General features: G+C 72.2%; 14 protein-coding genes. 3 read left to right on the top strand and 11 right to left on the bottom strand.

Going from position 1 to position 14,069, the window contains the following annotated elements; translation table 11 throughout:
* Nucleotides 1–116: 116 nt before the first annotated feature.
* Genes KB893_RS13685 through phhA form a run of 3 tightly spaced genes read right to left on the bottom strand, consistent with a single transcriptional unit; the run spans nt 117 to nt 2,828 of the window.
* Nucleotides 117–824, bottom strand: coding sequence for a 2OG-Fe(II) oxygenase (locus KB893_RS13685; protein ID WP_211925209.1), 708 nt, complete (start codon nt 822–824; stop codon nt 117–119).
* 4 nt (nt 825–828) lie between these two features.
* Entirely contained in the window at nt 829–1,878 is a 1,050-nt protein-coding gene (locus KB893_RS13680) for a class 1 fructose-bisphosphatase (RefSeq protein WP_211925208.1), read from the bottom strand.
* Between the two features lie 59 nt (nt 1,879–1,937).
* A complete protein-coding gene (gene phhA / locus KB893_RS13675) occupies nt 1,938–2,828 on the bottom strand; it encodes a phenylalanine 4-monooxygenase (protein ID WP_211925207.1) in 891 nt (296 codons plus the stop codon).
* Nucleotides 2,829–2,952: 124 nt separating this feature from the next.
* On the opposite strand from phhA, the gene KB893_RS13670 reads away from it, so the two are divergent.
* From KB893_RS13670 to KB893_RS13660, 3 genes are all read left to right on the top strand, one after another.
* Nucleotides 2,953–3,435: an Lrp/AsnC family transcriptional regulator gene (locus KB893_RS13670; protein WP_211925206.1), complete on the top strand. Its 483-nt coding sequence runs from the start codon at nt 2,953–2,955 to the stop codon at nt 3,433–3,435.
* Nucleotides 3,436–3,615: 180 nt separating this feature from the next.
* The gene (locus KB893_RS13665) at nt 3,616–4,347 is read left to right on the top strand and encodes an ATP-binding cassette domain-containing protein (RefSeq protein WP_211925205.1); all 732 of its coding nucleotides are present in this window, start codon (nt 3,616–3,618) and stop codon (nt 4,345–4,347) included.
* The gene (locus KB893_RS13660) at nt 4,344–5,807 is read left to right on the top strand and encodes a glycine betaine ABC transporter substrate-binding protein (RefSeq protein ID WP_211925204.1); all 1,464 of its coding nucleotides are present in this window, start codon (nt 4,344–4,346) and stop codon (nt 5,805–5,807) included. The genes KB893_RS13665 and KB893_RS13660 overlap by 4 nt, the downstream gene beginning before the upstream one ends.
* On the opposite strand, the gene KB893_RS13655 is transcribed toward KB893_RS13660, so the two are convergent.
* The 8 genes from KB893_RS13655 to KB893_RS13620 all read right to left on the bottom strand — a co-directional run bounded on the left by KB893_RS13655 (nt 5,808) and on the right by KB893_RS13620 (nt 14,016).
* Nucleotides 5,808–6,497, bottom strand: coding sequence for a rhomboid family intramembrane serine protease (locus KB893_RS13655; RefSeq protein WP_211925203.1), 690 nt, complete (start codon nt 6,495–6,497; stop codon nt 5,808–5,810).
* 44 nt (nt 6,498–6,541) lie between these two features.
* Nucleotides 6,542–7,084, bottom strand: a complete 543-nt coding sequence (locus tag KB893_RS13650; RefSeq protein WP_211925202.1) for a DUF3016 domain-containing protein — start codon at nt 7,082–7,084, stop codon at nt 6,542–6,544.
* A 94-nt stretch (nt 7,085–7,178) separates the two neighbouring features.
* Complete coding sequence (locus KB893_RS13645; RefSeq protein WP_211925201.1) at nt 7,179–8,291, bottom strand: glycoside hydrolase family 88/105 protein; 1,113 nt, start codon at nt 8,289–8,291, stop codon at nt 7,179–7,181.
* A complete protein-coding gene (locus KB893_RS13640; protein ID WP_211925200.1) occupies nt 8,288–9,865 on the bottom strand; it encodes a glycoside hydrolase family 28 protein in 1,578 nt (525 codons plus the stop codon). The genes KB893_RS13645 and KB893_RS13640 overlap by 4 nt, the downstream gene beginning before the upstream one ends.
* The gene (locus KB893_RS13635; RefSeq protein ID WP_211925199.1) at nt 9,862–11,157 is read right to left on the bottom strand and encodes an ABC transporter substrate-binding protein; all 1,296 of its coding nucleotides are present in this window, start codon (nt 11,155–11,157) and stop codon (nt 9,862–9,864) included. Before KB893_RS13635 ends, KB893_RS13640 begins: the two co-directional genes overlap by 4 nt.
* On the bottom strand, nt 11,154–12,020 hold the full coding sequence (locus KB893_RS13630; protein ID WP_211925198.1) for a carbohydrate ABC transporter permease: 867 nt from the start codon (nt 12,018–12,020) through the stop codon (nt 11,154–11,156). Before KB893_RS13630 ends, KB893_RS13635 begins: the two co-directional genes overlap by 4 nt.
* A complete protein-coding gene (locus KB893_RS13625) occupies nt 12,017–12,913 on the bottom strand; it encodes a carbohydrate ABC transporter permease (protein WP_211925197.1) in 897 nt (298 codons plus the stop codon). The genes KB893_RS13630 and KB893_RS13625 overlap by 4 nt, the downstream gene beginning before the upstream one ends.
* Entirely contained in the window at nt 12,910–14,016 is a 1,107-nt protein-coding gene (locus tag KB893_RS13620; protein WP_338026959.1) for an ABC transporter ATP-binding protein, read from the bottom strand. Before KB893_RS13620 ends, KB893_RS13625 begins: the two co-directional genes overlap by 4 nt.
* Between the last annotated feature and the right edge of the window lie 53 nt (nt 14,017–14,069).

Below are 14,069 nucleotides of genomic sequence, written 5' to 3'. Positions count from 1 at the left end.
GAGCGGCTTCAGCCGCGACCGACGAACGCCACGGAACCCGTCTGCGCGGTGGGAGAGCGCCGACACCGCGCCCGGTCGCGGCTGAAGCCGCTCCTACGGGCTGTCGGTGCAGCGGCTCAACGCGCTGCGTACAGACGCTCGGCGCGCTGGAACAGCACCCAGCTGGTGGCGATGTACTTGTCGCCGCCCTCGGGGCGGTTGCCGCGGTGGGTGTGGGTGAAGGCGGTGGGGGCGATCAGCAGGCTGCCGGTGGCGGGTGCGATCCTGCGTTGCTGGTAGAGGAACTCGGTCTCCCCCGCGGCGAACCCGTCGTTGAGGTAGATCGTCCACAGCAGGGTGCGGTGCAGGGTGTCGCCGCCGGTGTCGCGGGGATAGTGCTCGCAGTGCCAGTAGGGATAGCCACCCTCGCCCGCCGCGTAGCGCTGCAGGTTGATGCTGCCGGGGCGGAAGACCTGGCGCGCGATGGGAGCGAGGCGGGCGTCGTCGAGGCGCTCGAAGTCATCGGCATCCAGGCGCTTGGGCCTGCCCGTCTCGGGGTCGGCGATCTGCAGCATCAGCGGCGCGATCAGCGCGTAGCGGTAGCTGCGCAGGTAGCGCAGCAGGCCCGCGAACATGGCCTGGTTGAGGGCGATTTCGGCGTCCTTCCACTCCGGTCGGCCGCCGAGGGTGATGTCGCGGCTGTGCTTGAGCTCCGGGTGCACGCCGCCGCCGGTCGCGCCCGGCGTGGCCTGGCCGCTGGCCTCGAAGCGCTCGACCAGGGCGCGGCAGGCCTCCGGTGCCAGCGCGCCCGGGTAGACCTCGATGAAATCCGGGGCGCCGGCCACGCCCCTAGCCGACCGCGACCGGCTGCGCGGCCGCGTCGTGTTCGAGGTGGTAGCCGGTCGCCGCCTCGACCTCGTTCTTCGAACCGAGGAACACCGGCACGCGCTGGTGCAGGCTGCCGGGCTGGATGTCCATGATCCGCCCGCGGCCGTCGGTGGCGGCGCCGCCGGCCTGTTCCACGATCATCGCCATCGGGTTGGCCTCGTACATCAGCCGCAGCTTCCCTGGCTTGGACGGATCCTTGCGGTCCCAGGGATAGATGAAGATCCCGCCGCGGGTCAGGATGCGGTGCACGTCGGCGACCATGCTCGCCACCCAGCGCATGTTGAAGTCCTTGCCGCGCGGGCCGTCGGCGCCGGCGAGCAGGTCCGCCACGTAGCGCTGCATCGGCGCGTCCCAGTGGCGCTGGTTGGACATGTTGATGGCGAACTCCCTGGTGTCCGCCGGCACCGTCATGTCGCGCTGGGTCAGCAGGAAGCTGCCGATCTCGCGGTCCAGGGTGAAGCCGTACACGCCGTGGCCGATGGTCAGCACCAGCGTGCAGTTGGGCCCGTAGACGCAGTAGCCGGCGGCCAGCTGCATCGCGCCCGGCTGCAGGAAGGCCTCGGCCGAGGTCGGGTCGACGCCCTTCGGCGCGCGCAGCACCGAGAAGATGGTGCCGACCGAGACGTTGACGTCGATGTTGGAGCTGCCGTCGAGCGGATCGAACAGCAACAGCAGGTCGCCCTTCGGGTAGACGTCGGGGATCGGCTGCGGGTCGGCCATCTCCTCCGAGGCGCAGGCGGCGAGATGGCCGCCCCAGGCGTTGGCCTGCAGCAGGATCTCGTTGGAGATGACGTCGAGCTTCTTCTGCGCCTCGCCCTGGATGTTGCCGGTTCCGGCCTCGCCGAGCACGCCGCCCAGCGCGCCGCGCGAGACCTGGATCGCGATCATCTTGCAGGCGCGCGCCACCACTTCGATCAGCAGCCGCTGCTCGGCGCTGAAGTCCTCGTGCGCGCGCTGTTCCTCGATCAGGAACTGGGTCAGGGTGATCGGCTTGCTGGACGTCGCGGCCATGACGGCTCCGGGTGGCGGGCGGGGCCTCGCATTCTAAGCCGCACCTCGCCGCGCCCGCCTCAGACGTCGCCGCCCTCGGCGAAGCCCTCGCCGGTTCCGCGCTGGATCACCGCGTCGCCCTCGCCCACCTCGCCCGCAGGGATCGGCGGCCGCCCGGCGAGGCGTGCGTAGATCGGGGTGAAATCCGGTTCGGTCGCGGCCATGAGTTCCGCGAAACCGTCGATGACGAAGTAGGTCTTCTGGAAGGTGTCGATCCGGTACTGCGCGCGCATCACCCGCTCGAGGTCGAAGCCGATCCGGTGCGGCGCGGCCGACTCCAGGCTGTAGATCGACTCGGTCTTGGAGCTCAGTACGCCGGCGCCGTAGATGCGCAGGTCGCCGTGCTGGCGGATCAGCCCGAACTCGACCGTGTACCAGTACAGCCGGGTCAGGTTGGTCAGCGCCTCGGGGCCGATGCCGTGGGCCTTGACCCCGCCGCGCCCGTAGGCGGCCATGTAGTCGGCGAATACCGGCTCCATCAGCAGCGGCACGTGGCCGTAGAGGTCGTGGAACAGGTCGGGCTCGCTGAGGTAGTCGAGCTGTTCCGGCGTGCGGATCCACCAGGTCACCGGAAAGCGGCGGTTGGCGAGATGCTCGAAGAAGTCGAGCTCGGGCAGCAGGCCCTCGACGCCGATGATCTCCCAGCCGGTGGTCCTGGCCAGCGCGGCGTTGAGTTCCGAGAATTTCGGGATGCGCTCCGCCGTCATCCCCATGCGCCGCTGGTTGGCGAGGAACTCGTCGCAGGCGCGGCCGACCAGGAGCTCGTTCTGGCGCGCGAACAGCTGCGCCCACACGGCGTGGTCGGTCTCGCTGTAGTCGTTCCAGGGCTGCTCGACGATGCCGGTGGCATAGACCGGGACGTAGCCCTTGTCGGTGAGCTGGTGCTCGACGCGCTTCGGAGTGGCGGCCATGGGGACTCCCGGGCTGGTGAGGCCTTCGAGTCTAGGCCGAGCGGCGCGCAATGGGCTTGCTTCGTTGCGCGCCGGCGGCGCGGAGGGGCAACATTCGTGCGTTCGCCGCCGATCTGGAGCACGAATGGAGCGCGTTTCGCTGGACCGCACCGACCTCGCCCTGCTGCGCGAGCTGCAGGAGCACGGCCGCATCACCAACGCCGAGCTGGCCGAGCGCGTGCACCTCTCGGCCTCGGCCTGCCTGCGCCGGGTCCAGCGGCTGGAGTCGGCCGGCGTCGTCACCGGCTACGGCGCGCGGCTGGCGCCGGCGGCGGTGGGCCTCGGCCTGCAGGCCTTCGTCCGCGTGCAGCTGGCCCGCCACGATGGCGCCAGCATCGACGCCTTCACCGCGCGCATGGCCGACGCCGACGAGGTGCTGGCCTGCCATGCCCTGACCGGCGACATGGACTACCTGCTGCACGTCGCGGTGCAGGACCTGGAGCATTTCTCCCGCTTCCTCCTCGACCGCCTGCTCGGCGTCGGCGACGTGGCGGACGTCAATTCCAGCTTCGTGCTGCGTACGGTGAAGCAGGCGCGCGGGTGGCCGCTGGGGCACCTGCCCGGGTGAAGCGGGAGCCGGGAACCGGGACTCGGGAATGGAGGCGCGCGAGGCGCCTCTAGCGCGTCGCACGCCGGGAGCCGTCGATGATCTGGCCACGAGGCGCTCGCGCTCACGGCATCCGCGGCATGCTCTTTCCCGATTCCCGATTCCCGATTCCCGATTCCCGATTCCCGCCCCACCCAAACCATGTTCACCCTCACCCACATCCAGCACCGCTACGGCGACCGCGTCGCGCTCGAGGTCGATCTGCGGATCGAGCCGGGGCGCACGACGGCGCTGATCGGGCCGAGCGGGGCGGGGAAGTCGACCCTGCTGCGGCTGCTGACCGGGCTGGAGTGGCCGGACCGGGGCGAGGTGCGCTTCGACGGGGCCCCGCTGACGCCCACGGACCTCGCCGCGCAGCGGCGGCGCATCGGCTACGTGATCCAGGAAGGCGGCCTGTTCCCGCACCTGACCGCGCGCCAGAACGCGGCGCTGGTGGCGCGGGTGTGCGGCTGGCCGACGGCACGCATCGCTGCGCGGATCCGCGAGCTGGCGGCGCTGTGCCGGCTGCCGGAGGATGCGCTCGATCGTTATCCGGGCGAACTCTCCGGCGGCCAGCGCCAGCGCGTGGGCCTGGTCCGCGCGCTGATGCTGGATCCGCCGGCGCTGCTGCTCGACGAGCCGCTGGGCGCGCTCGATCCGATCGTGCGCCACGACCTGCAGACCGACCTGCGCGCGCTGTTCGCCGACCTCGGCAAGACCGTGGTGCTGGTGACCCACGACGTCGCCGAGGCCTTCTTCCTCGCCGGCCACGTGGTGCTGCTGCGCGACGGCCGCGTCGCGCAGGAGGGCACGCCCGCGGCGCTGCGCACGGCGCCAGTCTCGGACTTCGTGCGCCGCTTCGTGCATGCGCAGCGCGCGGTGGCGACGGCATGAGGCGCGGGGTCCGCTGGATCGCCCTCGCCCTGGTGCTGCTCGCGGCGCCGGCATGGTCGGCGGCGCCGGTCCGGGTCGGCTCCAAGGTCTTCACCGAGGGCGTCATCCTCGGCGAGATCGCCACGCAGGCGGTCGGCGAGGCCGGCGTCGCCGCCGAACACCTTCGCGGCCTCGGCGGCACCGCGGTGCTGTGGAGCGCGCTGCGCCGCGGCGAGATCGACGCCTATGCCGAATACACCGGGACCCTGGCGCAGGAAGTCCTGAAGATGCCGGGCGCCAGCCGCGACGCACTCGCCGCCGCGCTGGCGGCGCAGGGCATCGCGATGACGCCGTCGCTGGGCTTCTCCAACACCTACGCGCTGGGCATGCGCCGGGAGCGCGCGCAGGCGCTCGGCATCGACGGCATCGACGACCTCGCCGCGCATCGCGGGCTGCGCCTGGGCTTTTCCAACGAGTTCCTCGACCGCGCCGACGGCTGGCCGGGCCTGCGCACGGCCTATGCGCTGCCGCAGGACGGCGGCAACGGGCTCGACCACGACCTCGCCTACCGCGCGCTGGCCAGCGGCGACCTCGACGTCATCGACCTCTACGCCACCGATGCCGAGATCCCGTACTACGACCTGGTCGTGCTCGCGGACGCGCGCGGCTTCTTTCCCGACTACAGCGCGGTCTACCTCTACCGGCTCGACCTGCGCACCCGCGCGCCCGCCGCCGCCGCGGCGCTCGAGGCGCTGGCCGGGCGCATCGATGCCGACGCCATGCGCCGGCTCAACGCCGCGGCCAAGCTGGAGCGCGTGCCGGAGCCGCAGGTCGCCGCCGACTGGCTCGGCATCGACATCGCGGCCGGCGCCGGCCGCGGCGCGCGCATCCTCGGGCGCACCGGCGAGCATCTCGCGCTGGTCGGCGCCTCGCTGGTGCTGGCGATCGCGATCGGCCTGCCGCTGGGCGTACTCGCCGCGCGGCGGCCGCACCTGGGCCAGGGCGTGCTCGCCCTGACCGGGCTGCTGCAGACCCTGCCGTCGCTGGCGGTGTTCGTGTTCATGATCCCGCTGCTGGGGATCGGCGCGGCGCCTGCCATCGCGGCACTGTTCCTGTACAGCCTGCTGCCGATCGTGCGCAACACGCATGCCGGCCTCACCGGGATCCCGCGGCCGCTGCGCGAGACCGCGGCGGTCATCGGCCTGCCGCCGCGCGCGCGGCTGTGGCGGATCGAACTGCCCCTCGCGCGGGCGTCGATCCTCGCCGGCATCAAGACTGCGGCGGTGATCGACATCGGCACCGCCACCCTGGGCGCGCTGATCGGCGCGGGCGGCTACGGGCAGCCGATCCTGACCGGCATCCGCCTCGACGACATGGGCCTGATCCTGGAGGGCGCAGTGCCGGCCGCGCTGCTGGCGCTGGCCGCGCAGGGCCTGTTCGAGCTGCTGGAGCGCCGGCTCACGCCGCGCGGCCTGCGCTAGCTAGTTCCGGGGTTCGTCCGGGCGCGGGCGCGGGCCGTGCATCCGCTCCGCGTCGTCGTGCGCGGCCTCCTCGATCTCCCAGGAGTAGCGCGCACGCGGTGCGCCCGGGTCGAGCCCGCGCCAGGCAAACGCCGCGGCCAGGCCCATGAGCGCGCCGCACAGGTGCGATTCCCAGCTGATGTCCGGCGCCTGCGGCAGCACGGTCAGCAGCATCCCGCCGTAGAGCAGGAAGGCGATCAGCGCGGCCGCGATCGCCGCGCGGTCGCGGCGCAGCAGGCCGAGGAAGAACACGAACCACAGCAGGCCGTGGGCGACGCCGCTGGCGCCGAGATGGGCGGCGTCGCGGCCGATCAGCCACACGCCCAGGCCCGAACCCAGCCACACCAGCGGCAGCGCGCGCAGGCTCGCGCGAGGGTAGGCCGACAGGCTCAGCGTGCCCAGCACCAGCAGCGGCAGGGTGTTGGCGAGCAGGTGCGCCCAGGAGCCGTGTACCAGCGGCGCCGTCAGCACCCCGACGAGCCCGGCCGGCGTGCGCGGGCGCACGGCGAGCGGGGCAGGGTCGCCGACCAGGGGCAGCAGCGCGTGGATGACGTAGAGCACCGCGACGAAGGCCACGGTCGACCAGGCCGCCAGACGGAAGCGACGCGCGTCGGCGCGTCGCTGGGAATCGGGTTCGGCGGTGCTGTCCATGCCGGCGACGTGGGGCCGTCGCCGGCGGGCCGCAAGGGCGGGGCTCAGGCGTCCGGCAGCAGCTCGCGCAGCCAGCGGTCGAGCATCTGCTTCTCGTAGCGCAGCGGATCGCTGGTGCCGGCGGTGGTGCCGCTCTGCAGGAAGCCCATGTCGCGCAGCTCCTCCTCGCCGCGGTCAAGCACGGTGCCGCCGGGGCCGGTGAGGACGTAGGTCAGCTCGATCCGCGGCGGGTAGATGTCGCGCACGATGCGGATGTTGTCGGCGCGCGGCCCGCGCCACGGTTCGTAGCTGCCGGCGCGCTCGATGTCGGTGAACGTGACCTCCAGCGCATGCTCCGGTGGCAGCCGCTTCTCGGCCCGGCGCCGGGTGTACTCGGCCAGCTGCTGCAGCCATTCGCCACGCCGGGCTTCCCAGCGGTTGCCGCTGTGCCTGAGCTCGCTGAACTCCTGCGGATCGGTCCAGTGCACCTGGACCGGGCCCTGCTCCGGCAGCCCGCCCGGGCCCTCGGGGACGTCGGCGAGGGCGCTGCCGCCGCCGAGGGCGAGGAGCGCGGCGAGCGCAAGGCGAACGGGATGTGTGGACGGCATGACGGTCTCCTGCGAAGCGGTACCGGACGGCGCAAGCCTGCCGCATCCGGCTTCTGTGCAGGGTCAATACGCGCCAGCCGCGCCGAGCGTCGCGTCAGCCGCGGCGCAGGAACTCCGACAGCGCCATCAGCAGCGCGCCGACGCCCTTGGGATCGTTCGGCACGATCGCTTCGCCGAGGTAGTAGTCGATGCTGCCGTCGCGGTAGGGCACGTTGCCCAGGCCGGCCACGCCGCAGATGCCGCCGAGCGCGTCGCGGTCGAGGAAGCGCGCGACCACCGCACGCAGCGCCTGTGCGCCCGCCTCGCCGCAGGCCGGTTCCAGGACCTCGAGCCGCGCCGCCTTCATCAGCGCGTAGGCGATCATCAGCGAGGCGGAGGTCTCCTCGTAGTTGCCGGCCTGCCCCGGCAGCGCGGCGAGCTGGTACCACAGCCCGTCCGCGCTGCGCAGCGGCAGCAGCAGGTCGACCTGTCCGCGCAGCTGCGCGGCGAGCGGTCCGCTGCGGTCGGGCGCGTCGATGGCCTCGATGCAGTCGACCAGCGCCATCAGGTACCAGCCCAGCGCGCGGCCCCAGACGTTCGGCGAGCGCCCGGTGGCGGAGTCGCTCCAGCGCTCGCTGCGGCTCTCGTCCCAGCCGTGCACCAGCAGCCCGCTGTCGGGGTCGCGCAGGTGCGCGTGGGTCTGCCCGAACTGGCCGACCACGTCGTCCAGGGTCGCCGCGTCGCCGGCGTCGCGTGCGACCAGGCAACGCAGCGGCTGCGCCATGTACAGCCCGTCCAGCCACACCTGGTTCGGATAGATGCGCTTGTGCCAGAAGTTGCCGGAGGCGGTGCGCGGGTGCGCGGCGAGCTGGGCGAGCTGGTGGTCGAGCGCGAGGCGGAAGCGCTCCTCGCCCGAGTCCTTCCACAGCGCGAACAGCACGCGCCCGGGATTGACGTTGTCGATGTTGAACTCGCCGGGGTCGTAGCCGTCGATGCGGCCGTCGCATCCGATCCGGCGCGAGACCTCGCGGTAGACGAAGTCGGCCAGCGTGCGCTCGACGCCGGCCGCGGCGAGGTCGAGCGCGCCCTTCCAGACCACGCCGTCCTCGTAGTTCCAGCTCGGCTTGTAGCTGCGCCAGCGCTGCAGGGCGCCGCGCACGAACGGCGCGACCTCGGCACCGAGACCGGCGAAGGCATCCTCGAGCAGGCGGACGGGTACGGCGGTCATGCGGCGGTGTCCTCGTCGTGGATGTCGGGGTCGACGTTGCGGGTGGCGTAGAGCGGCCCCTCTGCACCGGCGACGTCGATGCCGTGCAGCGCGAGCCCGCGCACGTTCTCGAAGGTCAGCCCGGCGCGGCGCAGGGCGGGAATGCCCTCGGCCATGTCCGGATGGCCGGGCGCGGCGGCGTCCGCATAGCGCACGCGCAGGCCGTCGATGCGCAGGCCCTCGACCGGCCGCTCCGGCAGCCCCAGCACGTAGGCGGCGGCGTGGGCGACCCCGGCGCAGTCGACGTCCTCGAGCGCGATGTCGCGCACCGTGGGCGTGCCGGCGTCGATCGGCCGCGGCGCGCGGTCGCCGACGTGCGGTTCGCGGCCGTCGGGGTCGCACCAGTAGAAGCTGTTGACCACGAACGGCGTACCGACGCCGCGCATGCGCACGTTGGCGAGGCGCACGCCGGCGATCACCGCCGCGCGCCCGCGCCCGCGCCGGGTCTTGATGCGCAGGCCGCGGTCGGTGCCGTCGAACACGCAGTCGCGCGCCTCCACGTCGTGGATGCCGCCGGCGCATTCCGAGCCCAGCACCACCGCGCCGTGGCCGCGCTGCAGCAGGCAGTTGCCGATGCGCACGCCGCGGCTCGGCGGCGGCGCGCCCTCGGATCCCGGCTTGCCGGACTTGACCGCGATGCAGTCGTCGCCGGTGTCGATGCGGCAGCCGAGGATGCGCACGTCCTCGCAGGACTCGGGATCGATGCCGTCGGTATTGGGCGAATCCGCTGGCGCCTCGATCGTCAGCCGCGCGAACAGCAGCGCGCGCGAACGCAGCGCGTGGACGGTCCACGCCGGGGCGTTGCGGAAGGTCAGGCCCTCGACCGCGACCCGCCGCGCGTGCGCGATCAGCAGCGTGCGCGGGCGCCAGCCGGCGAACGGCGTCTTCGGCCGGCTCCACCAGGTGGCGAAGGAGGCGTTGGCGTCGATCGTGCCGTCGCCCTCGATGCGCACGTCCTCAGCATCGATGACGTTGAGCAGGCTGGCGTGGCAGGCGGCGGGACGTCCTTCCCAGCTGCCGAGCACACGCGCGCCGGCGGCGCCCGGAAGCGTCGCCGGCAGCAGCGGCCAGCGCGCGATGTCGGGATGGCCGAGCAGGCCGGCGCCCTCCTGCAGGTGCAGCACCGTGCGGCTGCGCAGGAACAGCGGGCCGCTGAGCCAGGTGCCGGCGGGCAGCAGCACCGTGCCGCCTTCGGGACAGCACGACAGTGCCGCCTGCAGCGCCGCGGTGTCGTCGTGGCGGCCGTCGCCGACCGCGCCGAAGTCGCGCACGTCGAGGCCCGGGCTGGCCGCCGCGGTGCGGGCGTCGATGCGCAGCACGTCGCCGCCGCTCTCGATCGCGAGGGCGTGGAGCCGCTCCGGCGCCAGCCCGCGCAGCGTGAACACGTTGCGCGCATCGCGATGCACCTCGCGTCCGTCCACGCGCACGAGGTGCGGGGTCGGCGCCGCCCAGGGATGCCCGTTGCGCAGCTCGAAGGTCAGCCGTTCGCTGCCGGCGACCAGCAGCTCGACGGTCGGTCGCGCCGCGTCGCTCACCGCCCGCTCCGCGGCGTGCGGATGGTCCGCTCCAGGATCCGGTTGAGGTCGTCGTGCAGGCGCTGGCCGAAGGTCTCGGCGTCGATGCGGCCGTAGGCGTAGAGCTCGACCAGGTCGATGAAGGCATCGCGCACGCGCGCATGCTCGAACCAGGCGCTCTCGGTGACGTGGCGCGGCAGCGTCGCGATCTCGGCGCCGCCCTCGACGGCGAGCCCCGTGAGCGCACCGGCCGCGTCCAGCGTGCGGGCGGCGTGCGCGCTGGTCGGCACGCCGCGCTGCAGGCCCATCGCCGTGGCGGCGACCGGGTCGTTGAGCAGGAAGTCGAGCAGCTGCGCGGCCTCGTGCGGGTGCGCGGTGTCGGCGTTGATCGCCAGCATCATCGACGGGCGGTAGATGAGCCCAGCGTCGCGCGCACCCGCCTGCACCGGGTGTGGGGCGAGCACCACCTCCTGGCCCGGGGCCAGGGTCTCGATGAACTTGCCGACCGAGCTCACCCATTGGTAGGCGCCGGCGAACTCGCCGTTGATCCACGGCCTGAGTTCCTGTGCGGCGACGTGGCCGTAGGAGGCGCGGGTCGGCAGGTCGGGGATCACGTGCGCATCGACCAGGCGCGTGTAGAAGCGTGCGAGGTCGGCGAGCTGCCCGGGCGTGGCATTGACCCGGCGCCCGCGTTCGTCGATGAAGGGCAGGCCGGTGCGCTGCACCAGGCGCGCGCGCAGCACCGCGACCAGCTCCTGCGTCGGCAGGTCGAGCGGGTAGTACTGCGGGCCGAGGCGGTCGCGGAACACGGGACCGGCGGCGACCAGCTCCTCCCAGCTCGACGGCACCTCGAGGCCCGCCTTCGCGAAGGTGGTGGCGTTGAAGTAGAACAGCCGCGCCGACATCGACACCGGAATCGCATTGAGGCGGCCGTCGATCGTGCCCATCGCCAGCGCCTCGGCGTCGAAGGCGTCGAGGTCGACGACGTCGTCGAGGCGGCGCAGGTCGTAGAAGCCCTCGCCGTCGCGCGAGAACAGCACCAGCCAGTTCCAGTTGACCTGCATCACGTCCGGCGCGGTGCCGCCGGCGATCTGGGTGGTGAGGCGCTCGAGGTGGCCGACCCAGCCGGTGTACTCGGTCTTGACCGTGATCCCGGGATGGCCGCGCTCGAAGGCGCGCACCGAGTCCAGCATCGCCCGGTGCACCTCGTTGCCGCCCCACCACGACAGCCGCAGTTCCACCGGTTCCGCGGCCGCGGCGGCGGCGGGCAGCGCCACCAGCAGGGCGAGCACGAACAGCAGGCTGCGCATCATCCCTTCACCGCCCCGGCCGTGGTGCCCTCGACGAAATACTTCTGGGCGAGGAAGAACAGGATCAGCGAGGGCATCAGCGCGATCGTCGACATCGCCAGGATCTGGTTCCAGCTCGTCGCCTCGGTGACGTCGATCGACATCTTCAGGGCGAGCGAGACGGGGTAGTGCTCCACGCTCGACAGGTAGACCAGCGGTCCGATGAAGTCGTTCATCGTCCACATGAACTGGAACAGCGCGACCGCGATCATCGCCGGCACCAGCAGCGGCACGACCACGTGCCAGAGCACCTGCAGGCTGTTGCAGCCGTCGATCACCGCGGCTTCCTCCAGCTCGCGCGGCAGCCCGCGCATGAACTGGATGATCAGGAACACGAAGAAGCCCTCGGTCGCGAACGCCGACGGCACGTACAGCGGCAGGAAGGTATCGAGCCAGCCGAGCTCGCGGAACATGAGGTACTGCGGGATCAGCAGCACGCTCTTGGGCAGCAGCACGGTGGCGATCAGCGCCGCGAACAGCAGCTTCTTCCCCGGCACGTTGAAGCGGGCGAAGCCGAAGGCCACCAGCACCGACGAGATCACGGTGACGATGACCTTGGGGATCACGATGCGGAAGGTGTTGGCGAGGTAGGTCGCGAAGCTGTACTCGGTGCTGGTGCGCCAGCCCTCGCGCACGCCCTCCAGCGTCGGATCCTGGGGGATGAAGCCGATCGAGCCGAAGATCTCGTGGTTGGGCTTGAACGCGCCGCCGACCATCCAGAACAGCGGGTACAGCATCAGCAGGCCGACCACGACCAGCACCGTGTAGCGCAGCGCCGGCTGCAGCCAGCGCGCGGCGCGCGCGGTCGCGGGCGCGACCGCGCTCATGCGTCGTCCCCGCGCTCGTTGGCGTAGAACACCCAGTACTTCGACGACAGGAAGGCGATGGCGGTCAGCACCGCGATGATCGTGAACAGCGCCCACGACAGCGCGCTGGCGTAGCCGACGTCGAAGTACTTGAACGCCTCCTCGTAGATCATCATCGGCAGCAGGTAGGTCGACTTCAGCGGACCGCCGCCGGTGATGATGTAGGGCCCGTTGAACTCCTGGAACGCCTGCACCATCTGCATGATGAAGTTGAAGAAGATCACCGGCGTCAGCAGCGGCAGGGTCACCCGCAGGAAGGTCTGCCACAGCGACGCACCGTCCAGCCGCGCGGCCTCGTAGAGGTCGTCCGGGATCGCCTGCAGGCCGGCGAGGAACACCACCATCGCCGAGCCGAACTGCCACAGCCGCAGCGCCACGATGGTCGCCATCGCATAGCCCGGCTCGCCGAGCCAGTTGACCCCATCCAGGCCGATCGCCTCCAGCGCCTGGTTGAGCAGGCCGTCGCCGGCGAACACGTAGCGCCACACCACCGCAATCGCCACGCTGCCGCCGAGGATCGAGGGCAGGTAGTAGGCGGTGCGGAACAGGCCGATCGCGCGCAGGCGGAAGTTGAGGACGAAGGCGATGAACAGCGCGAAGGCGAGCTTCAGCGGCACCGTCACCAGCACGTAGACCACGGTCACGCCGAGCGAGCGGTGGAAGGTCGGGTCCTGCGCCATGGCCGCGTAGTTGGCCGCGCCGATGAAGCCGGCCTCGCCGACCGGATCCTGCAGCTGGTAGTCCGACAGGCTCAGCAGCAGCGAGGCCACGAACGGGAACAGGGTGAAGGCCAGCAGCCCGAGCAGGAAGGGCATCAGGTAGAGCAGGCCGCTGCGGCGGTCGGCGTAGATCATGCCGGCGCGCCCACCGCGCGGCCGGCCGCGTCGAACAGGTGCACGTCGCCGGGCCGCGCCGCCAGCGCCACCGTTTCGCGCGCGGCGAGGGTGGCGTCGCCGGCGAGCTTGAGCGTCAGCGTGTCGTCCGCCCCGGGACCGGTGCTGACGTAGGCGATCGCCTCGCTGCCGAGGCGCTCGACCAGGGTCACCTCGCCGCGGGCGACCACATCGGGCGCGCCGTCGGCGACCGGGCGCAGGTCCTCGGGACGGATGCCGACGGTCAGCGCGCCCTCGTCCAGCGCGATCGCCGCCTCGCGCGCCACGCGCAGCCCGCCCCGCGCCAGGTCCACGACGATGTCGCCGCCGTCGCGCGCATGCGCGGTGGCGGCCAGGAAGTTCATCCGCGGCGCGCCGAGGAAGCCGGCGACGAAGCGGTTGGCCGGGCGCCGGTACAGCTCCAGCGGCGCGCCGATCTGCTCCACCCGGCCGCGGTTGAGGACGACGATGCGGCTGGCCAGGGTCATCGCCTCGACCTGGTCGTGGGTGACGTAGACCATGGTCGCGCCGAGCTGGGCGTGCAGGCGCGCGAGCTCGATGCGCATCTGCCCGCGCAGCGCCGCGTCGAGGTTGGACAGCGGCTCGTCGAACAGGAAGATCTCCGGCTGGCGCACGATCGCGCGACCGATCGCCACGCGCTGGCGCTGGCCGCCGGAGAGCTGCCGCGGCTTGCGGTCGAGCAGGTGCTCGAGCTGCAGGATGCGCGCCGCATGGGCGACCTGCTCGCGGATCGCCGCGCGCTTCTCGCCGCGGATCCTCAGGCCGAAGCCCATGTTGTCGGCCACCGACATGTGCGGGTACAGCGCGTAGGACTGGAACACCATCGCCACCCCGCGCTGGGCGGGGTGCACCCGGGTCACGTCGCGCTCGTCGATGCGGATGCTGCCGGTGTCGGGCGTCTCCAGCCCCGCGATCAGCCGCAGCAGCGTCGACTTGCCGCAGCCCGACGGGCCGACGAACACCACGAACTCGCCGGCGTCGGCGTGCAGCGCGACGTCGTCGATGACCTGGGACGTTCCGAACGTCTTGCCGACGCCGGTCAGGGTGAGGCTGCTTCTCGACACGTGGACCCTCCGATGCCCCGGACGCCCGCAGCTCTGTCGGCACGGGTCGCCGG

This window comes from Coralloluteibacterium stylophorae (assembly GCF_018122625.2).
Taxonomy (GTDB): Bacteria; Pseudomonadota; Gammaproteobacteria; order Xanthomonadales; family Xanthomonadaceae; genus Coralloluteibacterium; species Coralloluteibacterium stylophorae.
Note: the sequence above shows the minus strand (reverse complement) of the source record. Positions and strands in the feature narration are given on the sequence as shown.